Source organism: Microbacterium sp. (assembly GCF_051953575.1).
In the GTDB taxonomy this organism is placed as follows: Bacteria; Actinomycetota; Actinomycetes; order Actinomycetales; family Microbacteriaceae; genus Microbacterium.
The window spans coordinates 1-19,395 of sequence record NZ_JBQCIP010000280.1 but is presented as its reverse complement, the minus strand read 5'-3'; the positions used below and the strand labels follow the sequence as shown (position 1 = coordinate 19,395).

The following is a 19,395-nucleotide window of genomic DNA, read 5'->3' as shown; positions in this document are numbered from 1 at the left end:
CGGCGCTCGGTCTCGGGATCCCTGCGCACTTCGCTCACTTCTTCGTTCACCTCTGCGTTCACGTGTGTGACTCCAGCCTGCACCTCTTCGTGCGCGATCGGCTCGACATGTGCCATGAGGTCAAGGGTGCGGCATCCATTCATTCATGAAAAGCGACCATCTATGATCTGTATCGTTCGATTCTGTCGATGGGATGCCGGTGTTCGAACTCCGCCGACTCAGGCTGCTGCACGAGCTCGCGTTGCGCGGCACGCTCGCCGCCGTCGCGGACGCCCTGTCGTACAGCCCGTCGACGATCTCGCAGCAGCTCGCGCTGCTCGAGAAGGAGGCCGGCGTCGCCCTGCTCGCGCCGGACGGCCGACGGGTTCGCCTCACCGAGCACGGGCGGGTGCTGGCCGCGCACGCCGCCCGCGCGCTCGACCTCGACGAGCAGGCCCGGGGGGAGCTGGAGTCCCTTGCGCCCGGGCTCGCGCCGGTGAGGGTCGCCGTGATGCAGACGGCGACCCTCGCTCTGCTGCCGGCCGCGCTCGGGATGCTCGCGGACCGTGCGCCCGGGCTGCGGGTCGAACTCGTCCAGCTGCCGCCCGAAGAGGGACTGTTCGAACTGACCGCACGCGGCGTCGACCTCGTCATCGCCGAGCAGTACCCCGGGCACACGCGGGCCCACGTCGGCGGGCTCGAGCGCGAGGTGCTGGGCACCGACCCGATCCGGCTGGCGGTCGGGACTGCAGACCCGGCACTCGCCATCGACGAACTGGCCGAGCGGTCATGGGCCATGGAGCCCGCCGGCACCGCCGCACGGCAGTGGGCGGTGCAGCAGTGCCGCGCCGCCGGATTCGAACCCGACGTGAGGTTCGAACTCGCCGACCTCACCGCGCACGCACGGCTCGTCGCCGCAGGGCACGCGGTCGCCGTGCTGCCCGATCTGCTGTGGGCCGGCGCTCCGGCGCCGGTGCGGCTGCTCGACCTGCCCGGGCGGCCCGCGCGCGAGGTCTTCGTGGCGCAGCGGACGGCCTCCCGCGGGCGCGCCGGCATCGCCGAGGTGCGCCGCGCGCTGCGCGACGCGTTCGCCCTCACCCACGGCGATCCCGCCCCCTAGGCTGGGCTGGTGTCTGAGCAGCCGCCCGCAGCCCCCGTGCGGAAGAGCCGCTTCACGTGGATCCGCGCGGCGAGCGACCGGGTGCCGACGGCATGGTTCGCCGCGATCGGAACCGGTCTGTTCCTGGCGGCGACGGCCGCGTTCGGCGGGCTGGCGACCGCTGCGGAGCCCCCTCTGGCGCAGCTCGAACCGGGCACGGCGCACGTCAACGACATGCGGTCGCTCACTGTCGAACGCGCCGTGCTCATCGATGAGCTGCCCGGGTCGGGGACGTTCCCCGAGAAGCGTGAGCGGGTGCTCGCGATCGTGGTCGACGTGGAGAACAGGTGGGACGAGCCGCTCGGGTCGATCGACGACCAGAACGGCATCGCGGCGTCGTTCGACGTCGCTGATCTGGGCATCCCGTCGTCCGCCGCCCGCATGGACGATGCGACGCTCGACCCGCGGCTGCAGCCCGGCGTCCCCGCTCAATTGGTCTATACCTGGGCTGTCGACGCGCGTGATTACACCGCCGGCGACACCCTCACCGTGACGCTCAACGACTTGTCGCTCTACACGGCCTCATTCGTCGCGAGGGGGACCTACTGGCAGGAGCCGATCGCCTCTGCGACGCTCACGGTCACGCTGACGGACGTCGGAGCGGGCGTCGATGCGGAGTCCGACGATGAAGGCTGAGCCCGTGCTCATCACAGCCGGGTCGGTCGCTCCCGCACCCGCTGCCCGACGCCTTCCGCCATGGGCGTCGTGGACGATCGGAATCGCGTGCATCGTCGCCGCATGGCTCGTGGCTCTCGTGACGCCCGGCGAGGAGCAGGCCCAGGCGCCTTTCGAGGTGCCCGCCGTCATCGGCGAACCCGCGGTGGGTCGGAACCTCGTCGTCACCGTGACCGACATCCGGCGCGCGTCCGAGGTGAGCGCGAGCGGATGGACGGCGGAGGGCAACTGGCTCGTCGTTGATCTCGAAGCCGAGGCAGTGCTGGCGGAGTCCGGCGCGCGCCTCCACCACACCGATCTTCGGGTCGACGGCACCCTGTTCAGCGCAAGCGATCGACCCGACTCGCTCGCCGAGAACGGAGACCTTGCGGTCGGCATCCCGATCAAGGGAAGCCTGGCGTTCGAACTGCCTGACGGTCTCGACAGCGGAGCCGGGAGGATCGAGCTCGCGCTCAACAGTGATCCTGCTCTGGACTCGATGATCGTCCTCACCTTCGACCTGGGTGAAGTGCCCACGGAGGAACAGACCGAGCTGCTGACGACAGGATGGGCGCACCCGTGACCGGATGGTGGCGTTCGAACGCGGTTGCCCTCGGGGCGCTCATGGTGCTGGTGCCCGCGACCTATGCCGCGGTGACGTGGAACGAGTGGTCGGCCGTGCTGCAGAACAGCGCGAGCCAGGCGATCACCGTCGAACCCGGCGACCACGCCGAGTACGCAGGGGCGACGGTGGGCCCGGCATCGGCCGACTTCACGGAGCTGCCGGATGCTCCCGAGGGCGCGCGTGTCGTCACGGTCACGCTGCACATCGACCCTGGCTCCGACCCTCTGCAGTGCACCAAGCCGGAACTTCGCGAGATCGGCGGGCACCAGCGTCAGTGGGACCTGCGCGAGGATCTCGGCCGGGAATGGGACCCCGACCGCCACACGTTCTGCGACTCCGAGGCCGAATCGTCCTACGAACTCCTCATGGACTATCTGGTACCCGCGGACGCCGCGGGCCCGTTCGTCGTCGAGCTGAAGTCCGTCGCCGGCTGGCCTGAGTTCGTGCGCGCCGTCGTCGACCCGTGAGCCGCGCTCTCGGCATATTCCAAGGTCACGACTTGATACCGCCCGATCCACTTCGTGCGGTCCGGACGCACACTGGACGCATGTGGTGGAGCTTCCTCAAGGCGCTCACGCACGGTGAGCATCGCGTCGCAGCGTCGACGTGGGTCGCGGCGACGGCCGCCGTCGTCTACGCCGTCTCGCCGATCGATCTGATCCCCGAACTCGTCCTCGGACCCCTCGGATTCGCCGACGACATCGGCGTCTGGAGCATCCTCGGTGTGCTCCTGCTGCGCGAGCACCACCGGTGGCACAGCCGGCTCCAGGCGCGCACCGCAGCCACCTGATCCCGGGCTTCGCCCTCCGCTAACGTGGAGCGCGCTGAGGGGAGCCGGTCGCATCCGGCCGGTCCCCGCGGCTCGACCCGGGAGCGGCCCATGAAGACCATCGAACTGACCGGCATCGACCGACCGGCGCCCAACATGGTGCTCGGACTGATGCGGATCCAGGACCTCGACGACGGTGCCGTGCGCACGCTCGTCCGCACCGCCCGGGACGCCGGGATCGACTTCTTCGATCACGCCGACATCTATGGCGACGACCTGCACGGCTGCGAGCGGCGCTTCGCCGAGGCGATGCGCTTCTCGCCCGCCGAGCGCGCCGAGGTCACCATCCAGACCAAGGCGGGCATCGTGCCCAGCGGCGGTTACTTCGACTTCTCGTACGAGCACCTCACCGCCTCCGTCGAGGGCTCGCTGCGGGCCCTCGACACGGACTACATCGACATCCTGCTGCTGCACCGGCCGGACGCCCTCGTCGAGCCCGACGAGGTCGCCCGCGCCTTCGACGACCTCGAGGCCGCGGGCAAGGTGCGGGCATTCGGCGTCTCGAACCACACCCCTCGACAGATCGATCTGCTCAAGAAGTCCGTGCGTCAGCCGCTCGTGGCCAACCAGCTGCAGCTGTCGATCACCCACTCGCCGACCATCGCGCAGGGCGTCGCGGCGAACATGCAGGCCGAGGGGCAGTCCGTCACGCTCGACGGCGGCGGGATCATCGACTACTGCCGCCTGCACGACATGGCGGTGCAGGCCTGGTCGCCCTTCCAGGCCGGGTTCTTCACCGGCGTGTTCCTCGGCTCGCCGGACTACCCCGAGCTCAACGCGGTCATCGACCGGCTCGCCGCCGCGTACGACGTGCCGCCGATCGCGATCGCCGTCGCGTGGATCACCCGGCACCCCGCGCACATGCAGGTGGTGCTCGGCACCACCACGCCCGAGCGCGTGGCACATGCGGCCCTGGGCTCCGACATCCCGCTCACACGTGCGGAGTGGTACGAGCTGTTCCGCGCCGCCGGACACATCGTGCCCTGAACCGCTACGGCGCGCTCGTCGCTCCCGCAGGCGCGGAGGCGGCGAGCGCGTCGGCTCGGCGCCCCCGCAGGCGTCCGATGACCCCGTCGTAGCCGCCGGCGACCAGGGCGATGCGCACGGGCTCGATGAGCACCGGCGCGATCAGGAAGATCAGCTGGTCGTTGATGTACCAGAAGCCGTCGAGGTCCTGCGGACCGAACGCACGCGGGATGACCATCTCGAGCACGCCCTGCATTCCCAGCAGCAGGGTGTAGAGCAGCACGAAGCCGCCGATCAGCACGGGGCCTGCGCGCCACATCAGCACGAGCGCGTTGCCGATGGGTGTGAACCGGCTGACGAGCTCGCCCCACAGATCGCCGAGGCGCGCGCGGAGCCGGCCCGGCAGCGTCCGGTAGCGCGTGCGGATGCGGCGCCCGACGTCGCCGCCGAGGCGCTCGATCGGCACCGCCTCGGGCTGGACGGCCTGCCCGTAGAGCACGCCGGCGATCGTGAGCCACGCCACGGGGAGCAGGATGATGCCGCCGGCCTCGCCCAGCACCCACTCCGTCGCCGCCCAGAGCCATCCGAGCGGCACGAAGACGCCCTCGATGGCGGAACGGAGGTCGCCGAGCCACACCATCGCCTGGCGGGTCGATACCCAGGCGGTGACGGTGCCGACGATCGCCGAGATCACGACGGCGGCGAAGTAGACCCACACCGCTTCGAGGTAGGCGGCGAAGATGCCGAACCACCGCGGCAGTCGTTCACGGTAGCGCTTGAGCAGCCAGCGCAGCGCGAAGGCGACGACGACGATCGCGATCGTCAGCGGGGTGACGGTGAGGTCACCGGCGAGACCGTCGCCGGGGGCCTCCGATCCGGTCAGCTCCGCGGCGATCCTGCGTCCGGTGCTCAGCTCCAGCACCCGCGACGAGTACGCCACGGCATCTTCGCGCAGGTAGCCCCACGCGGCATAGAACGCGAAGAACGGCAGGATGCCGGCCATCAGTGCGTCGACGAACTCACGGCGGCGCGCCCGGCCGTCGACGGGCAGCGGGGCGATCGCGCGCAGCTGGCGCATGCCGTCGCGCAGCACGAGGAACATCGCGACGAGCGCGACCAGTCGCACCAGGATCGCGATCGGCAGCAGCAGCGAACCGGCGACGGCGCTGTACGAGCCGACCCACCCGGCGAACTCGATGACGCCGTACCGCGCCAGGATCGCGCCGAGGTACAGCGCCAGCAGCACCGGCCAGTGCCGCCACAGCAGGCGGCCGGCGGTGCGCAGCACGTCGAGCACGTCGGTCACCCGCTTTACGCTAGCGGGCGCCGCGCCTCGCCCCCGACTTGCGAAGATGAGCGGTCGCGCCGCGGGGCCCCGGCCGCGGCACGACCGCGGTCAGGGCCGATCCGCGCGCGTCGGCGGGCGGGTCACCTCGTCGTCGGCGATCTCGTCGCGGGTCCGCGCGTCCGCGGGGGCGTCACGGGTGATGCGCACGTCATGACCGTCGACGTCGTTCGCCGGCGAAGGCGCCGCACGCTCGCCCTCGACGCCGCTCGCCGCCGCACCGTCGCCATCGACGTACGGATCCACGGCGTCGGCCTTGCGCAGTGTCTCGGACTGTCGCTCGCGAAGCCCCGTCGCCTCCTCGCGATGCTCGTCGATGGTCCCGGCCCGACGTTCCGCGTCGATCGCCGCTTCCGCCGCGCGAGCCTTCGCCGCCTCTGCGGCGGCGTTCGCTGCAGCCGCGTCGGCCTGGGCCCGAGCCGCCTGCGCCTCGTGCTCGCGAGCGGCGAGCTCAGTCTCCCGCGCCTCGGCGCGCATGCGCTCGGCCCGGTCGTGCTGATGGTCGAGCCGGCGCTTGCGACGGCCCCGAGCGGTCAGCACGAGCGCGACGATCACGATCACGAGCACGATCGCGATGCCGACGATGATCCAGATGAGAGTCGTCGTATCCACGGCCTCTTCTCCCTCCGGCGCCGGAGGGGGTACCGGCGCCACCGCAGCCAGGCAATCGCCATCTGTCCGCGCCGTACAACCGGTTGCGCCGGGAACGCCGTTGCGCTAGCGCGCGTGCAGTGTCTCGGGGGCGGGGATTAGGATTGAGGGGGCTCGCCGGCGCAGACCCCGTCCCCGCGCCAGGAAGGCCCCCCGTTGACTGACGCCCCTCGCCTCGCCTTCGATGGCGATCCCTCCCGCGATGACGCAGAGCTGCTGCGGCTGAGGGAGTGCGCAACCGAACCGATCCGCCTGATCGGCCGCATCCAATCGCATGGAGCGCTGTTCGGCATCGATGAGCAGACCGGTCGCGTCGTCGTGGCCAGCGAGAACGTAGAGCACTGGCTCGGCCGCGATCTGCGGGAGACCGGCGACAGGACGCTCTCGTGGGCGATCGACCACGGTCTCGCGGTCGACCCCGTGCGCACCGAGTTCGAGGGTGTGATGTACGACGTCATCCCGCATCCCGGGACCTCTCCGAAGCTGCTGGAGTTCGAACCCGTGATGCCGGGCCTCGACTACGAGCGCACTGGAGTGGTGGGGGCCATCCAGCGGCTCGCGAACATCTCGGATCCCGATGAGCTGCGCCTCCAGGCGGCGCGCGAGATCAAGGCCGTCACAGGTTACGACCGGGTCATGTGCTACCAGTTCCATGACGACGGTCACGGGCAGGTGGTCGCCGATGAGCGAGAGCCCGACATGGAGCCGTACTTCGGGCTGCATTTCCCGGCGTCGGACATCCCGGTGCAGGCACGGGCCCTGTACATCGAGAAGCGGTCCCGGGTGATCGCCGACACCGAGGACCCGGGTCTGGCGATCCGGACCCTGCTGCCCGAGGACGCGCCCGTGGATCTCGGTCCGTCCGAGCTGCGTTCGGCGTCGCCGCACCACCTGCAGTTCATGCGCAACATGGGGCAGGCCTCCACGGTGTCCATCAGCATCGTCGAGGGCGACCGGCTCGTGGGCATGTTCACCTGCGCGCACCGCACCACCCGGCGCCTGCCGGTGCTGCTGCGGCGCGCGCTCGAGGTGCTGGCGACGCACGTGTCCACGCAGCTCACCGCGTCCGAGCAGATCCGCCGGCTGCGCCGGCAGCTGGAGGTTCGCGAACGGCGCATCGCACTCACCGCACCGATCTACGGCAGGTCCGAAGTCGCCTCGGTGCTGATGAGCGGGCCGCGCACGGTCCTCGATGTCATCCCCGCGGACGGGGCCCTGCTGCGCCTCGACGGCACGGTGACCACTGTCGGCCTCGTCCCGGCGCCGGACCGCCTGTTCACGGTCGTGGACGAACTCGGCGCGGGGCGCTACATGTGGGAGGCACTGCCCCTGGAGCACCCGGAGCTGGCGATCGAGATCCCGGGAGTCACCGGACTGCTCGTGGTGCCGCTGGGAGGCGACGGCGACGCTCTGGTCTTCGTCCGCAGCGAGGTGGCCCGCACGGTGGACTGGCTCGGCGATCAGCGGCCGGGCAACCGTGACACTGCGCTCTCACCGCGGCGCTCGTTCTCGGCATGGCGCGAGAGTGTCACCGGCCGGAGCCTCCCGTGGGGCGAGCACGCCCAGGACGCGTACGACCTCGGGGAAGACATCCGGGCCGCCATCGTCGCACGCACGCAGGCCGAGCTCGCCGAACTCGCGCTGCGGGACGCACTCACCGGGCTGCACAACCGCCGATTCCTCGACGAGCAGCTCCAGGAGCTGCTCGACGACTCAGGCAAGGCGATCGCGGTGGTGTTCCTCGACCTCGACGACTTCAAGCTCGTCAACGACACCCACGGTCACGAGGTGGGCGATGCGGTGCTGGCGAATGTCGGCAAGCGGCTGAGCGGCGTGGCCCGCACCTCGGACGTGGTGGTGCGGCTGGGCGGCGACGAGTTCGTCATCGTGTGCATCGATGCCGGAGCCGAAGAGGCGGCCGCTGTGGCTGGCCGCGCGATCGGGGTGCTCCGCGAGCCGATCGTGGTGCGCGACACCGTGATCAGCGTCAACGCTTCGGCGGGCGTCGTCGCTGCGGGACGCGGCGTCTCGCCCCGGGATCTGCTGGATGCCGCGGATGCCGCCATGTACCGCGCGAAGCGCGACGGCGGCGGCCGCACGTCAGTGTGAGGTGAGTTCCGGCTCGGGGACGATCCGCAGGCCGCCGGACGAGTTGGCGGTGTCGACGAGCTCGTGCAGCCAGAGCCTGTTGATCTCGGGCATGGGCCCGTCGTACTCGAAGCGCAGCTGGGTCACGGGAGAGATCCACATCGACTGCCGCGCAGACGTCTTCTCGTCGACGATCGCGAACGACAGGTTCTCGCGTCGGCGAAGCTTCGCCAGGATGACGAGCTCGATGTGAGCCAGCGTCCGGTCGTCGATGGTGAACGCCGCAGAGGGCGAGCCGTAGTGAAGTGTGCCCACACCCTGATCCTACGGGTCTCGGGCCCGCGCTACGCTGGACGGCATGGCGATCGTGAACCGACTCACTGTGGATGGACGCGACTACTTCCTTCCTGACCCGGTCACGGAGCTCAAGGGGAAGATCCTCGAGGCGATCAAGGCAGGCGGCGGCTACGTGAACGTCCCGCCGCTGCGAGGCGGCCCGGGCGTCGACATCCTCTTCTCGCCGGGGATGCCGGTGACCTGGTCCCAGTTCGAGGTCGGCGACGCGAGCGCGCCGGCCGAGGATCCTGGCGAAGACAACGCCGACTACGACCTCTGACGCCGACGGGCCGGCGACTCTCAGGGTCTGCGCGATTCAGTTGCGCTGACGCAGCAGGTCGCCCATGGCGTCGGCGCCCAGTGGAACTCCCCACAGGAACCCCTGCCCTCGCCGACAGCCTCGGCTCACGGAGCGCTCGAGGTCCTCGACGGTCTCGATACCCTCGGCGACCACCCGCCAGCCGTGGTTCGCGCTCGTCTCCACCACGGCGGCGATCGCCTCTTCGGCTGCGGCATCCGCCCGCTGGGTGAGCGAGCGGTCGATCTTGACCTCGTCGATGGGCAGGCTCTCGAGCATGGCGACCGTCGTGTCGCCGACCGCGAAGTCGTCGACCGAGATCGTCACCCCGACGGCTCGCAGCGACTCGATCGCCGCCAGCATGGGCGGGCGCAGCTGCGGCGACGGGGCCTCGGTGATCTCGACGGTGACCACGCGCGGGTCCAGGCTCAGCTCGTCCAGCCCCGCGATGACGACCTCGGCGTAGCCCGACGAGAAGTGCGCCGGCGACGCATTGACCGCGAGGCCGACCTCGTAGCCCTCGTTCCGCCACTGCGCGACGCGCGCCGCGGCGTGCGAGAACACGTACGCATCGACCTGATCGAGGAAGTCCCCCTGCTCCGCGAGGGGGATGAAGACGTCGGGCGGAACGGCCCCCAGGACGGGGTGCGCCCAGCGGCAGAGGGCTTCCAGGACGACCGGAGAGCCTGCCGAAGGCACGTCGCTCGCGGCGGGGTCCAGGTCGTACTGGCCTTGGAAGGCGATCGAGAGGTCCCCGGCGGCGAGGGCTCCGCGCAGATCACGGGCGAGCTGGGCGGAACTGAGCATGAGACCACCCTGTTGATTCGCGGCAACTGTCGCAACACCAGACAACCGCGGGACGTGTGCGTATAATGGCGCGCCCGGCGGATCCTGTCGTGCCGCTCCCGGATTCCCCGGGTGCGGGGCTACTGTAGATGCGATGGGCACGCTCACTTACGACTCCCGCGTCACGACCTCGTTCGACGACCGCATCCTGGCGCACCTGCAGGCCGTCATCTGGGCGAAGCTGCGCCGCGGCGAATCGTTCCCGTTCACGTGGACCGACCCGGCACGCAGCGGGCTCGGGCGCACGTCGATCTGGCTCAGCCCGAGCGTCTCGCTCACCTTCGAGTACTTCGGCGGGCGCCAGCCCCGCCTGAATCCGGCCTGGGTCGAAGCGCTGACGAAGTCGGCCAACTCCCCGGGCGGCCTGCTGCTCGTCCCCGAGCCGGACGGCCCCGCGGTGCCCGCGGGCGCGAAATAGCCCTTCTGCACCATCCTGTCAAGGACCGCCGCCCCGCGAGGGGCGCGATCTAGCGTCGAACCATGACGCAGCACGTTCACGATCTGGACACCGGCTGGGCCGTCCGATGGACGAGCCCCGAACGCGGTGAGTGGACCGCAGACCTGAACGGGATGGTGGTCGGAGAGGTCCATCGCGATGAGGGCCGCTACGTGGCAAGGCGCGGCCGGCGCACCCTCGGACGGTACCGCTCGCTGGATGCCGCCATCGAAGCCGTCGACCACCGCGGCCTGACGACGATGGAGCCCAACCGGGCCTGGGTGCTCATGCTCACCGGCATCAATGTCGGCATCGTGGCCGCGATCTCGCTCGTCGCGACCGCGATGCTGCGCTGAGCGACCCGACGGAACGCCCTCAGTCCCAGAGGCTGGGCGCCGCGGCCCGCGTCGACGGCAGCGCGGCCCCGTCCGCCCAATCCGCCACCCAGTCGGGCAGCGGGGGCAGGTCGTCGGGGCGGCCGAGCGCAGCGAACAGCTCCTCGGTGTTCACGACCCCGCCGCTCTTGCGCAGGAACCGTGCCCGGACGATCATCTCGGCGTACACCTCGCCGCCGACCACCGCACGGTGGATCTGGTAGACCGCCTTGTCGTCGTGCCCGTACAGGCGGGATTCGACCGTGAAGCGCTGCCACAGCTGCAGGGACTTGCGGAACGTGACGGTCTCGCTCGCCACGACGGCGTACCAGTCGCGTTCGGCCATGGCGTCCCACAGGCCCGTGCGGATCAGCAGATCGAACCGGCCGAGGTCGAACAGCGACGCGTAGCGCCCGTTGTTCATGTGCATCAGCAGGTCGATGTCGGTCGGCAGCGTCGTCAGTCGCACGCGCCCGACCGAGCGGGGCGGGATCGGACCGCTGCGCCGCAGCATCGCCTTCGCGCGCATGATCGTCAGAAGGGTCCGCCACCACACATTCACGAAGTGCGATCGTAGCGATCGTCGAGGCCGATGCCGATTCGGTTGCCGATTCCTACAACAGCGGTGGCGGCATCCGTCGATGTCCGCGGTTCGAGGGCACGCGACGCTGTGCGCGACGCCCCCGCTCTGGTAGCAAGTCAGAGTGACCGACACGACCGCAGGCGTCCTGGCCCCGCTCACCGCGCACGACGCGGGCGAACTGCTCACGCTCCAGCGTGCGGCGTACGCGACCGAGGCGCAGATCTATCGGGACCCGTTCCTGCCCGCGCTCACGCAGACGCTCGACGAGCTCTCGGCCGAACTGCAGGGCCCGGGGCTGGGCCTGCGGTCCGGCGGGCGACTGATCGGTGCGGTGCGCTGGACCGTCGACGGCGACCTCGCCCACATCGGCCGCCTGGCGGTCGCACCCGACCTGCAGGGTCGCGGCATCGGCACACGTCTGCTGCGGGCCGCCGAAGAGGCGAGCGGAGCCGACCGCTTCGAGCTGTTCACCGGGCACCTCAGCGAGGCGAACATCCGGCTGTACGAGCGCGAAGGCTACGTCGTCGACCGGCGCGTTCCGCTTCACGCGGGGGTCGACCTGGTCTACATGGTCAAGATCGGCGATCGCTGACGCCCCGGAGGCGCACGACCTCACCGCCGCGGCATCCCGTCATCGGCATCCGTCGGTCATGCGACGTTCACGCGCCGTTCGCGCGATTTCACGTCTCGCGACGAGCCGCGTAGAGTCTCGCCCATGGAAGCCGAAACCCAGACCGACATCGTCGTCCGTCCGGTACGCGACGTCGACGCCGAGGCCCTCGGGCGCGTCCACGCGACGTGCTGGCACGAGACTTACGACCACCTGATCAGCAAGGCCGCCCTCGAAGCGGTCTCGCCCAAGCGCCTCGCCGAGCTGTGGACGCACTGGGCCGCGCAGGGCCCCGAGTTCAAGATGTTCGCCGCGCTCGTGAACGGCGAGATCGTCGGCTTCGCGGGTTCCGGCCCGGCGCGCGACAAGGACGCGCCGCGGTTCCGCGAGCTGTACTTCATCTACCTGCTCGACGCGTATCACGGCACGGGCATCGGCCAGAAGCTCTTCGACGCCGTCGTCGAGCCCGGCGAGGACCTGTACCTGTGGGTCGCCGACGACAACCCCCGCGCGCACCGCTTCTACGTGCGCAACGGGTTCACGCTCGACGGTGCGACGCACACCGAGCCGTTCCTCGGCGAGACGCTCACCGAGGTGCGCTTCACGCGCTGACCTTCTGCACGAGGGGCGTGTCCGGTCCGCCGGGCACGCCCCTTCGTCGTTCCGCCGAGACATCGCAGTGAGGGATGCCGGGCATCCCGGATCCCCGCGATCCGCTCCGGCCGCCGATCCGCGAGACTGGTCGCATGCCCCCACGCACCGCTCTCACCGTCTGGCCGCTCGACGGCATCCCCGAGATCCTGTCCGGGACCGACCTCGTCTCCGTCATCGCGGATGCCGCGGCCGGCGAGCTGCAGGACGGCGACATCGTCGTGGTCACCTCGAAGATCGTGTCGAAGGCCGAGGGCCGCTTCGTCGTCGCTGACGACCGCGAGGACGCCATCACCGCCGAGACCGTGCGGGTGGTGGCGTCGCGGGTGACCCCGTCGGGTTTCACGACCCGCATCGTCGAGAACCGGCTCGGCATGGTGTCGGCCGCGGCCGGCGTCGACGCGTCCAACACCCCCGAGGGCACGGTGCTGCTGCTGCCGGTCGACCCGGATGCCTCGGCCCGGTCGATCGCGGCGGGGCTGCGCGCCCGGCTCGGCGTGCAGGTCGGCGTCATCGTGTCGGACACCCTGGGCCGCGCCTGGCGCGAGGGGCAGACCGACCATGCGATCGGCGCAGGCGGCGTGCAGGTCTTCGAAGACCTGCGGGGCGGAACGGACGCCGAGGGCCGCCCGCTCGTCGTCACGATGCCGTGCGTGGGCGATGAGCTCGCCGCCGCGGCAGACCTGGTCAAGGGCAAGGCGGCCCGGCGTCCCGTCGCCGTCGTGCGGGGGCGCGCGGACCTCGTGGGTCCGCTCGACCTTCCCGGAGCCCGCTCCATCGTGCGCCCGCTCGAGCGCGACATGTTCCGCCTCGGAGCGGACGAGGCCTACGCCGAAGGTTTCGCTGCGGGGACGGCACTCGTGCGGAGCGAGGCACGAGACGAAGCACCACAGTTCGACGAAGGCGGTGTCGGCAGCGCGGGCTAGGGTGCAGGGGTGGCGATTCGCACCAAGAGCACCCGCGGCAAGGCTGGCACGCAGCCGCCGTCGTTCGACTTCGACGAAGCGGTCGTGCTGGCGGCGCTCACACCGGGCGACGCCGAGGCGTTCGACGTCTTCGACGGCGTCGCCTACGCCGGTGTCGCACGGGAGGACTGGTCGCTCTCGAGCCGCGACACCGTCCAGGCCTGCCGCTTCGAAGGACTCGAGCTGGACTCGTGGAGCCTGCGCGGCGCGCACGTCATCGAGAGCGTCGTCGCCGGAGCCAACGTGCCCGCGGTTTCGGGCGCCCGCAGCGGCTGGCGCGACGTCGAGGTGCGCGACAGCCGCTTCGGCTCGATCGAGGTGTACGACGCGTCGTGGCGCGGCATCCGCTTCACCCGCTGCCGGCTCGGCTACGTCAACCTGCGCGCCGCGGAGCTGCTCGACGTCGCGTTCGTCGACTGCACGATCGATGAGATCGACCTGATGGATGCCTCGGCCCGTCGTGTCGCCTTCGACGGCAGCCGCATCGCCACGCTGAACGCGAGCGGCGCGAAGCTCACCGACGTCGACCTGCGCGGCGCGGACCTCGGTCAGGTCGTCGGGCTCGAGGGTCTGCGGGGCGCGACCATCTCGATCGAGCAGCTGCAGCTCATGGCGCCGGCATTGGCCGCCCTCGCCGGCATCACCGTCGAGGGCTGACCGACCTGGACGTCAGCGGCCCGAGACCTTGCCGAACAGGCGGGCGATGGGCGCGAGCACGAGCGGTCGTGCGGCGACCCAGGCGGCGGCGATGACGAGCAGCGACAGCGCGAAGATCCAGAACCCGACCCAGTTGACCGCGTCCTGTGCGCCGTACATGTGGTTCAGGTTGCGCAGCGCCCCGGTCGCGAACACCAGCACCACGTGCACGAAGATGAACAGCACGAAGTACAGCATCACGGGGAAGTGCACCGCGCGCGCCCACTCGACGGGATACGCCTTGTTGAGCCCGGCGGCGTTCTTCGGCCAGATCCCCGACATGCGCACACCGGTGAGGGCGGCCAGCGGCGCCGCGATGAACACCGTCGTGAAGTACGCCAGCTGCTGCAGCGAGTTGTAGTTCACCCAGCCGTTTTCGGTCGGCCAGTCCAGCGACACGTACTGCAGCGCCGCCGACAGCGCGTTCGGGAAGACCTCCCACGACGTGGGGACGATGCGCAGCCATTGGCCGGTGACGAACAGCAGCACGACGAAGATCACCCCGTTGACCAGCCACAGGATGTCGAGCGATTGGTGGAACCACAGGTTAAGGCTGATCTTGCGCTTGCCGTTGTTGCGCGGCGACCAGAACACGGTCGGCCGCTTCTCGGTGCGGACGGTGAGCCCGGTGCGGATGATGAGCACCATCAGGAAGACGTTGAAGAAGTGCTGCCACCCGAGCCACGCCGGGAAGCCGACCGGCGCCCCCTCGGGCAGGTGGTACTCCCCGGGGAACGCGGCCAGGAAGTCGACGCCCCACGAGGTCGACAGCAGCCACCGCACGGCGAGCACGGCCATGGCCGCCGCGTACAGCAGGGCTGCGCCGCCCAGGATGAGCAGGCCCCACTGGCGCCCGCTGAATGGGCCGATCCGACGCGGCTCACGGCGTATCGGGTGCACCCGGGCGTTCGCGCCCTCCCACACGGTGTGCGCGTAGGGCAGCGGCTGCGACAGCGGCACGCCGGAGGGCGTCGTGCGGACGGCGGGGGCGACGGATGCCGCGACCTCAGCGACCGGCACCGCAGGCGCGTCGGCGACCACGGTGGATGCCGGAGCCTCAGTGACGGAGAGCGCCGGAGCGTCGACGGCCACGCCGGGTGCGGCATCCGTCATCGCGGGCACCGACGGAGCGAGTCCAGCGGGCGGCCAGGGCTCGCCGCCGGGTGTGCGCGGCAGGCCGCGGCGCAGCGCCTTGCCGCCTGCCGCGCCCGCCGTCGACGGTGACGCCTGTGGAGCCGACACCGGCGCAGTGGCGACCACTGCCGCCCCTTCGGCGGCGGCCGTGGGTGCCGCCGGTGACGCTTCAGGCTGCGCGGGCGCGGCGGAGGCGGCCGCTGCCGCCACCTCGGCGGCGATCGTGGATGCCGGCGGCCAGGGCTCTCCGCCCGGCACACGCGGCAGGCCCCGCCGCACGCTGCGGCCGGCTGCCGCACCGCCGCTCGCAGAGGAAGTCGCCTGCGCGGCGACATCCGGCGTGGCCTCGGCCGCGGAGTCAACGGCGACGGGCGCGGCCACGCGCCCTACGGGACCCTGGTCGGCCGGAGCGTCCACGACCGCGGTCGCCCCACTCGACGGCGCCGCAGCTGCCTCGGCCGCCGGCGCCGCCTCGGATCCGCCGGGCGCCGCACCCGCGGGCGGCCACGGCTCGCCGCCGGGCGTGCGCGGCAGACCGCGTCGCAGAGTCCCCCCGAAGGTCGCCATACGGGTTACGCCTTCTTCGCCTCGAGCGCGGCGATCAGCTGCGGCACCACCTGGAAGAGGTCTCCGACGACGCCGAAGTCGGCGATCTCGAAGATCGGGGCATCCGCGTCCTTGTTGATCGCGACGATCGTCTTGGCGGTCTGCATTCCGGCCTTGTGCTGGATCGCACCCGAGATGCCGAGCGCGACATACAGCTGGGGCGACACCGACACACCGGTCTGACCGACCTGGAACGACTGCGGCACGTACCCCGCGTCGACGGCGGCGCGCGATGCGCCGACGGCGGCACCGAGCACGTCGGCGAGCTGCTCGACCAGCGCGAACTTATCGCCCGACCCGAGTCCCCGGCCGCCCGAGACCACGCGAGCGGCTCCGCGCAGCTCCGGTCGCGACGACGACACCACGGCCTCGTCGACCGACGTGACGGTCGCCGCGCGACGCCCCGAGGGCCGCACGTCGAGCGTCTCGACCTCGGGCGCGGCGACGGCGTCGGCCCGGGCATCCACCGAACCCTGCCGGATCGTGATGACCGGGGCGCCCCACGTCACGGCGGAGTCGACGTTGTAGGCGCCGCCGTACACGGAGTGGTGGGCGACGACGCCCTCCGCGTCGCGCGAGACCCCGACGGCGTCGACGGCGAGGCCCGCGCGGTTGCGGGCGGCGAAGCGGCCGGCGACATCGCGGCCTTCGATCGAGTTCGACACCAGCACGGCGTCCGGGCGCACCAGGTCGGCGGCGGACGTCAGCGCGTCCACCCGTCCCGAGCCCAGGCCCTCGCCGGGCGCGGCGACCAGCACCGACGCAGCACCGAGGGCGGCGGCATCCTTCGCGAGGGCCTCATCCCCCACGATCAGCGCGACGGGCGTGCCCACCGATGCGGCGGCGCCGAGCACCTCGGCCGCGGACTTCGCCAGCGCGCCGGACGGAGTCGTGTCGAGCAGCACCAGGATCGAGTCGTCAGCGAATCCCATGTCAACCATTCCCTTACGCGAGCCGGTTCTGGATGAGGAACTCCGCGAGCTTCTCGCCCGCGTCGCCCTCGTCGACGATCTTCACGCCCGCGGCGCGGGGCGGCTTCTCGCTGAGCCCGATGACGATGGACCGCGACGCGTCCGGATCGTGCGCGTCCAGGTCGAGGTCGGCCAGCGACAGCGTCTCGAACGGCTTCTTCTTCGCGGCCATGATGCCCTTGAAGTTCGGGAACCGGGCGTCGGGCAGCGCCTCGGTGATCGAGACGACGGCGGGGAGGGATGCCGTCACGCTGAGCGTCGCGCCGTCCGAGGCGCGGGTGCCCGAGACCTCGGTCTCGCCGATCTCGACGCTGCTCAGGTACGTGGCCGACGGCACGTCGAGGATCTCGGCGACCATGGCGGGGATCACCCCGCCCGAGCCGTCGGTGGACTGGTTGCCGGCGATGACGAGGTCGAAGCCGGTGCGCTGCAGCGCGGCGGCGAGCACCTCGGCGGTCAGTCCGAGGTCGGCGCCCAGCAGGGCGTCGTCGACCACCTGCACCGCCGACGCGGCGCCCATCGCGAGGCCCTTGCGCACCGTCGCCGACGCCGACTCGGGCGTCATCGACAGCACGACGACCTCGGTGCCCGGCGTCTTGTCGGCGTACGACAGCGCCACCTCGAGGGCCCGCTCGCCGATCTCGTCGAGCACCGTCTCACTCGCCGCACGATCGGCGAGACCGGTCTCCAACGAGAGCTTGCGATCCCCGTAGGTATCCGGGACTTCCTTGACCAGGACGACGATCTTCATCACGATCTCCTCACGCTACGCAAGAGTCTAGGGGCAGAATCGGCAGACGTCACACTGAGTGTCAGTAGACGTGACACTCAGTTCCAGCGCTCCCGCGCCTCTTCGCCGGTACGGTGGGAGGAGGAGGTCGTGATGGCAGCACCGAAGCGTCTGGCGGTGGACCCGATCGCCGAGGCCAAGCGACAGTGGATCGCGCACGGCTGGGAGCCCGCCGCCGCGGGCATGACCGCCGTCACCTCGATCATCCGCGCCCAGCAGCTGCTGTTCGCCCGCATCGACGCGACACTCAAGCCCTTCGGGCTGTCGTTCGCCCGGTACGAGATGCTGCGGCTGCTCGGCTTCACCCGGGAGGGACGGATGCCGATGGCCAGCGCCATCGCGCGCCTGCAGGTGCATCCCACGAGCGTCACGAACACCGTCGACCGCCTGACGCGCGACGGCCTGCTCTCGCGCGAGCAGCATCCGGACGACGGCCGGGCGGCGATGCTCGTGCTCACCGACAGCGGGCGCGAGCTGGTCGAGCGCGCGACGGCGGCCCTCAACACCGAGGTGTTCGAGAGCCCCGGGCTGACCGACGACGACACGACGGAGCTCGTGCGCATCATCGCCCGCTTCCGCAAGGACTCGGGCGACTTCACCGAACCCCGCCCGCAGCCCGAGCCGCTCTGAGCCCGGCCCTCAGCGGCCCTGGAAGTCCGGGGTGCGCTTCTCGCGGAACGCCGCCATGCCCTCCTTCTGGTCGGCGGTGTCGAACAGGCCCGCGAAGACATGCTTCTCCAGCCGCAGCCCCTCGGCCAGCGAGGACTCGAGCGCGCCGTCGAGCACGGCCTTCGCCGCATACAGCGCCGGAAGCCCCTTGGCCGCGATCCCCTCGGCGATCTTCTGCGCCTCGGCGAGCAGGTCGGCCGCGGGCACCACGCGCGAGGCGAGCCCCGAGCGCTCGGCCTCTGCGGCATCCATCATCCGTCCGGTGAGGATCAGGTCGGCGGCCTTGTAGTACCCGACCGCGCGCACGAGGCGCTGCGAACCGCCCATACCGGGGATGACGCCGAGCGTGATCTCGGGCTGACCGAACTTCGCCGTGTCGGCGGCCAGGATGATGTCGCACATCATGGCGAGCTCGCACCCGCCGCCCAGCGCATAGCCGGCGACGGCCGCGATGACCGGGGTGCGCACCGCGGCGAACTGCGTCCAGCCGCCGAAGTGGTCGCCCTGCAGCATGTCGAGCCCGGACTTGGACTCCATCTCTTTGATGTCGGCGCCGGCGGCGAACGCGCGCTCCGACCCGGTGACGACGATCGCGCCGATCCCCTCGTCGGCGTCGAACGCGGATGCCGCGGCCACCACCTCGCGACAGACCTGCGTGTTGAGCGCGTTGAGCGCCTCGGGGCGGTTGAGCGTGATCCAGCCGACGCGTCCGCGCGTATCGACCAGGATCGTTTCGTAATCGGTCATCTTCGTCCTCCGGGGTGTCAGTTTTCCACATGGGGAATGGTCCCCATGTGGTTGGTGGGGGTCGGTTGGCTAGCCTGCATGTGGGCTCGATCGGGTCCGTGGATTTTGACAAAGGGACGGATCATGGCTGATTTCAAGGCTTCTTATGGCGAGATGGAGTCGATGGCGGGCAAGCTCGACTCGGGTCGCGAAGAGATCGGCGACGTGCTGCGCCGCCTGAAGAGCGACGTGGACCGGCTTCTCGGTGACGACTTCAAGACGCAGCACGCGTCGGGCAAGTTCGGTGAGGGGTACAACGAGCTGACCACGGGTCTGGAGAAGGCCATCGAGGGCATCTCCGACATGGGTGAGTCGCTGCGCAAGATGATGCAGGCGATCAAGGACACC

25 protein-coding genes are annotated in these 19,395 nt (G+C 70.8%); 16 read left to right on the top strand and 9 right to left on the bottom strand.

Going from position 1 to position 19,395, the window contains the following annotated elements:
* The first annotated feature begins 199 nt into the window (after window positions 1-199).
* The 6 genes from ACTHNQ_RS17585 to ACTHNQ_RS17560 all read left to right on the top strand — a co-directional run bounded on the left by ACTHNQ_RS17585 (window position 200) and on the right by ACTHNQ_RS17560 (window position 4,233).
* Window positions 200-1,099: a LysR substrate-binding domain-containing protein gene (locus ACTHNQ_RS17585; RefSeq protein WP_440335238.1), complete on the top strand. Its 900-nt coding sequence runs from the start codon at window positions 200-202 to the stop codon at window positions 1,097-1,099.
* A 9-nt stretch (window positions 1,100-1,108) separates the two neighbouring features.
* Entirely contained in the window at window positions 1,109-1,774 is a 666-nt protein-coding gene (locus ACTHNQ_RS17580; RefSeq protein WP_440335237.1) for a hypothetical protein, read from the top strand.
* A gap of 4 nt (window positions 1,775-1,778) precedes the next feature.
* Window positions 1,779-2,375 (top strand): hypothetical protein, encoded by a 597-nt coding sequence (locus tag ACTHNQ_RS17575; RefSeq protein ID WP_440335236.1) that lies wholly within the window; start codon window positions 1,779-1,781, stop codon window positions 2,373-2,375.
* The gene (locus tag ACTHNQ_RS17570; RefSeq protein WP_440335235.1) at window positions 2,372-2,884 is read left to right on the top strand and encodes a hypothetical protein; all 513 of its coding nucleotides are present in this window, start codon (window positions 2,372-2,374) and stop codon (window positions 2,882-2,884) included. The genes ACTHNQ_RS17575 and ACTHNQ_RS17570 overlap by 4 nt, the downstream gene beginning before the upstream one ends.
* Before the next feature lie 80 nt (window positions 2,885-2,964).
* Complete coding sequence (locus ACTHNQ_RS17565; protein WP_440335234.1) at window positions 2,965-3,207, top strand: YkvA family protein; 243 nt, start codon at window positions 2,965-2,967, stop codon at window positions 3,205-3,207.
* Window positions 3,208-3,297: 90 nt separating this feature from the next.
* Complete coding sequence (locus tag ACTHNQ_RS17560) at window positions 3,298-4,233, top strand: aldo/keto reductase (protein WP_440335233.1); 936 nt, start codon at window positions 3,298-3,300, stop codon at window positions 4,231-4,233.
* A 4-nt stretch (window positions 4,234-4,237) separates the two neighbouring features.
* Here the strand turns inward: ACTHNQ_RS17560 and ACTHNQ_RS17555 are convergent, their stop codons facing one another.
* Window positions 4,238-5,518 carry a hypothetical protein gene (locus tag ACTHNQ_RS17555; protein ID WP_440335232.1) on the bottom strand — a complete coding sequence of 427 codons (1,281 nt, stop codon included), beginning with the start codon at window positions 5,516-5,518 and terminating at the stop codon, window positions 4,238-4,240.
* A gap of 90 nt (window positions 5,519-5,608) precedes the next feature.
* On the bottom strand, window positions 5,609-6,169 hold the full coding sequence (locus ACTHNQ_RS17550) for a hypothetical protein (RefSeq protein WP_440335231.1): 561 nt from the start codon (window positions 6,167-6,169) through the stop codon (window positions 5,609-5,611).
* 195 nt (window positions 6,170-6,364) lie between these two features.
* On the opposite strand from ACTHNQ_RS17550, the gene ACTHNQ_RS17545 reads away from it, so the two are divergent.
* Window positions 6,365-8,317, top strand: a complete 1,953-nt coding sequence (locus tag ACTHNQ_RS17545) for a diguanylate cyclase domain-containing protein (protein ID WP_440335230.1) — start codon at window positions 6,365-6,367, stop codon at window positions 8,315-8,317.
* On the opposite strand, the gene ACTHNQ_RS17540 is transcribed toward ACTHNQ_RS17545, so the two are convergent.
* Window positions 8,309-8,611 carry a DUF7882 family protein gene (locus ACTHNQ_RS17540; protein ID WP_018173227.1) on the bottom strand — a complete coding sequence of 101 codons (303 nt, stop codon included), beginning with the start codon at window positions 8,609-8,611 and terminating at the stop codon, window positions 8,309-8,311. The two genes, ACTHNQ_RS17545 and ACTHNQ_RS17540, sit on opposite strands and share 9 nt — an antisense overlap.
* Before the next feature lie 43 nt (window positions 8,612-8,654).
* Between ACTHNQ_RS17540 and ACTHNQ_RS17535 the strand changes: the two genes are divergently transcribed.
* Entirely contained in the window at window positions 8,655-8,912 is a 258-nt protein-coding gene (locus ACTHNQ_RS17535) for a hypothetical protein (RefSeq protein ID WP_018173228.1), read from the top strand.
* A 36-nt stretch (window positions 8,913-8,948) separates the two neighbouring features.
* Here ACTHNQ_RS17535 and ACTHNQ_RS17530 read toward each other — a convergent pair whose 3' ends face one another.
* Window positions 8,949-9,737: an EAL domain-containing protein gene (locus ACTHNQ_RS17530; protein WP_440335229.1), complete on the bottom strand. Its 789-nt coding sequence runs from the start codon at window positions 9,735-9,737 to the stop codon at window positions 8,949-8,951.
* Between the two features lie 133 nt (window positions 9,738-9,870).
* Between ACTHNQ_RS17530 and ACTHNQ_RS17525 the strand changes: the two genes are divergently transcribed.
* Window positions 9,871-10,194 (top strand): DUF7882 family protein, encoded by a 324-nt coding sequence (locus ACTHNQ_RS17525; RefSeq protein WP_018173230.1) that lies wholly within the window; start codon window positions 9,871-9,873, stop codon window positions 10,192-10,194.
* Window positions 10,195-10,256: 62 nt separating this feature from the next.
* A complete protein-coding gene (locus ACTHNQ_RS17520; protein ID WP_018173231.1) occupies window positions 10,257-10,568 on the top strand; it encodes a hypothetical protein in 312 nt (103 codons plus the stop codon).
* 19 nt (window positions 10,569-10,587) lie between these two features.
* Here ACTHNQ_RS17520 and ACTHNQ_RS17515 read toward each other — a convergent pair whose 3' ends face one another.
* Complete coding sequence (locus ACTHNQ_RS17515) at window positions 10,588-11,148, bottom strand: thioesterase family protein (RefSeq protein ID WP_018173232.1); 561 nt, start codon at window positions 11,146-11,148, stop codon at window positions 10,588-10,590.
* Between the two features lie 142 nt (window positions 11,149-11,290).
* Between ACTHNQ_RS17515 and ACTHNQ_RS17510 the strand changes: the two genes are divergently transcribed.
* From ACTHNQ_RS17510 to ACTHNQ_RS17495, 4 genes are all read left to right on the top strand, one after another.
* Entirely contained in the window at window positions 11,291-11,761 is a 471-nt protein-coding gene (locus ACTHNQ_RS17510; RefSeq protein WP_440335228.1) for a GNAT family N-acetyltransferase, read from the top strand.
* Between the two features lie 123 nt (window positions 11,762-11,884).
* Window positions 11,885-12,391 carry an N-acetyltransferase family protein gene (locus ACTHNQ_RS17505; protein WP_440335227.1) on the top strand — a complete coding sequence of 169 codons (507 nt, stop codon included), beginning with the start codon at window positions 11,885-11,887 and terminating at the stop codon, window positions 12,389-12,391.
* Between the two features lie 134 nt (window positions 12,392-12,525).
* Window positions 12,526-13,356, top strand: a complete 831-nt coding sequence (gene cofE, locus ACTHNQ_RS17500) for a coenzyme F420-0:L-glutamate ligase (protein WP_440335226.1) — start codon at window positions 12,526-12,528, stop codon at window positions 13,354-13,356.
* A 9-nt stretch (window positions 13,357-13,365) separates the two neighbouring features.
* Window positions 13,366-14,052 (top strand): pentapeptide repeat-containing protein, encoded by a 687-nt coding sequence (locus ACTHNQ_RS17495; RefSeq protein ID WP_440335225.1) that lies wholly within the window; start codon window positions 13,366-13,368, stop codon window positions 14,050-14,052.
* 12 nt (window positions 14,053-14,064) lie between these two features.
* Here the strand turns inward: ACTHNQ_RS17495 and ACTHNQ_RS17490 are convergent, their stop codons facing one another.
* From ACTHNQ_RS17490 to ACTHNQ_RS17480, 3 genes are read right to left on the bottom strand one after another with little or no spacing between them, the layout of a single operon-like run.
* Window positions 14,065-15,792, bottom strand: coding sequence for a cytochrome b/b6 domain-containing protein (locus ACTHNQ_RS17490; RefSeq protein WP_440335224.1), 1,728 nt, complete (start codon window positions 15,790-15,792; stop codon window positions 14,065-14,067).
* A gap of 5 nt (window positions 15,793-15,797) precedes the next feature.
* The gene (locus ACTHNQ_RS17485; RefSeq protein WP_440335239.1) at window positions 15,798-16,763 is read right to left on the bottom strand and encodes an electron transfer flavoprotein subunit alpha/FixB family protein; all 966 of its coding nucleotides are present in this window, start codon (window positions 16,761-16,763) and stop codon (window positions 15,798-15,800) included.
* Window positions 16,764-16,776: 13 nt separating this feature from the next.
* Window positions 16,777-17,553: an electron transfer flavoprotein subunit beta/FixA family protein gene (locus ACTHNQ_RS17480; protein WP_440335223.1), complete on the bottom strand. Its 777-nt coding sequence runs from the start codon at window positions 17,551-17,553 to the stop codon at window positions 16,777-16,779.
* Between the two features lie 132 nt (window positions 17,554-17,685).
* Between ACTHNQ_RS17480 and ACTHNQ_RS17475 the strand changes: the two genes are divergently transcribed.
* Entirely contained in the window at window positions 17,686-18,222 is a 537-nt protein-coding gene (locus tag ACTHNQ_RS17475; protein WP_018173240.1) for a MarR family transcriptional regulator, read from the top strand.
* 9 nt (window positions 18,223-18,231) lie between these two features.
* Here ACTHNQ_RS17475 and ACTHNQ_RS17470 read toward each other — a convergent pair whose 3' ends face one another.
* Window positions 18,232-19,008, bottom strand: coding sequence for an enoyl-CoA hydratase-related protein (locus ACTHNQ_RS17470; RefSeq protein WP_440335222.1), 777 nt, complete (start codon window positions 19,006-19,008; stop codon window positions 18,232-18,234).
* Window positions 19,009-19,131: 123 nt separating this feature from the next.
* Here ACTHNQ_RS17470 and ACTHNQ_RS17465 point away from each other — a divergent pair.
* On the top strand, window positions 19,132-19,395 hold a 264-nt coding region (locus tag ACTHNQ_RS17465; protein ID WP_440330563.1), incomplete at its 3' end, for a WXG100 family type VII secretion target.

What these genes read in the sequence shown, in the direction of transcription:
- ACTHNQ_RS17565 (WP_440335234.1), top strand. Translation starts at nt 2,965, where the DNA reads ATGTGGTGGAGCTTCCTCAAGGCGCTCACGCACGGTGAGCATCGCGTC.
- ACTHNQ_RS17560 (WP_440335233.1), top strand. Translation starts at nt 3,298, where the DNA reads ATGAAGACCATCGAACTGACCGGCATCGACCGACCGGCGCCCAACATG.
- ACTHNQ_RS17535 (WP_018173228.1), top strand. Translation starts at nt 8,655, where the DNA reads ATGGCGATCGTGAACCGACTCACTGTGGATGGACGCGACTACTTCCTT.
- ACTHNQ_RS17530 (WP_440335229.1), bottom strand. Translation starts at nt 9,737, where the DNA reads ATGCTCAGTTCCGCCCAGCTCGCCCGTGATCTGCGCGGAGCCCTCGCC.
- ACTHNQ_RS17525 (WP_018173230.1), top strand. Translation starts at nt 9,871, where the DNA reads ATGGGCACGCTCACTTACGACTCCCGCGTCACGACCTCGTTCGACGAC.
- ACTHNQ_RS17520 (WP_018173231.1), top strand. Translation starts at nt 10,257, where the DNA reads ATGACGCAGCACGTTCACGATCTGGACACCGGCTGGGCCGTCCGATGG.
- ACTHNQ_RS17505 (WP_440335227.1), top strand. Translation starts at nt 11,885, where the DNA reads ATGGAAGCCGAAACCCAGACCGACATCGTCGTCCGTCCGGTACGCGAC.
- cofE (WP_440335226.1), top strand. Translation starts at nt 12,526, where the DNA reads ATGCCCCCACGCACCGCTCTCACCGTCTGGCCGCTCGACGGCATCCCC.
- ACTHNQ_RS17490 (WP_440335224.1), bottom strand. Translation starts at nt 15,792, where the DNA reads ATGGCGACCTTCGGGGGGACTCTGCGACGCGGTCTGCCGCGCACGCCC.
- ACTHNQ_RS17485 (WP_440335239.1), bottom strand. Translation starts at nt 16,763, where the DNA reads ATGGGATTCGCTGACGACTCGATCCTGGTGCTGCTCGACACGACTCCG.
- ACTHNQ_RS17480 (WP_440335223.1), bottom strand. Translation starts at nt 17,553, where the DNA reads ATGAAGATCGTCGTCCTGGTCAAGGAAGTCCCGGATACCTACGGGGAT.
- ACTHNQ_RS17475 (WP_018173240.1), top strand. Translation starts at nt 17,686, where the DNA reads ATGGCAGCACCGAAGCGTCTGGCGGTGGACCCGATCGCCGAGGCCAAG.
- ACTHNQ_RS17470 (WP_440335222.1), bottom strand. Translation starts at nt 19,008, where the DNA reads ATGACCGATTACGAAACGATCCTGGTCGATACGCGCGGACGCGTCGGC.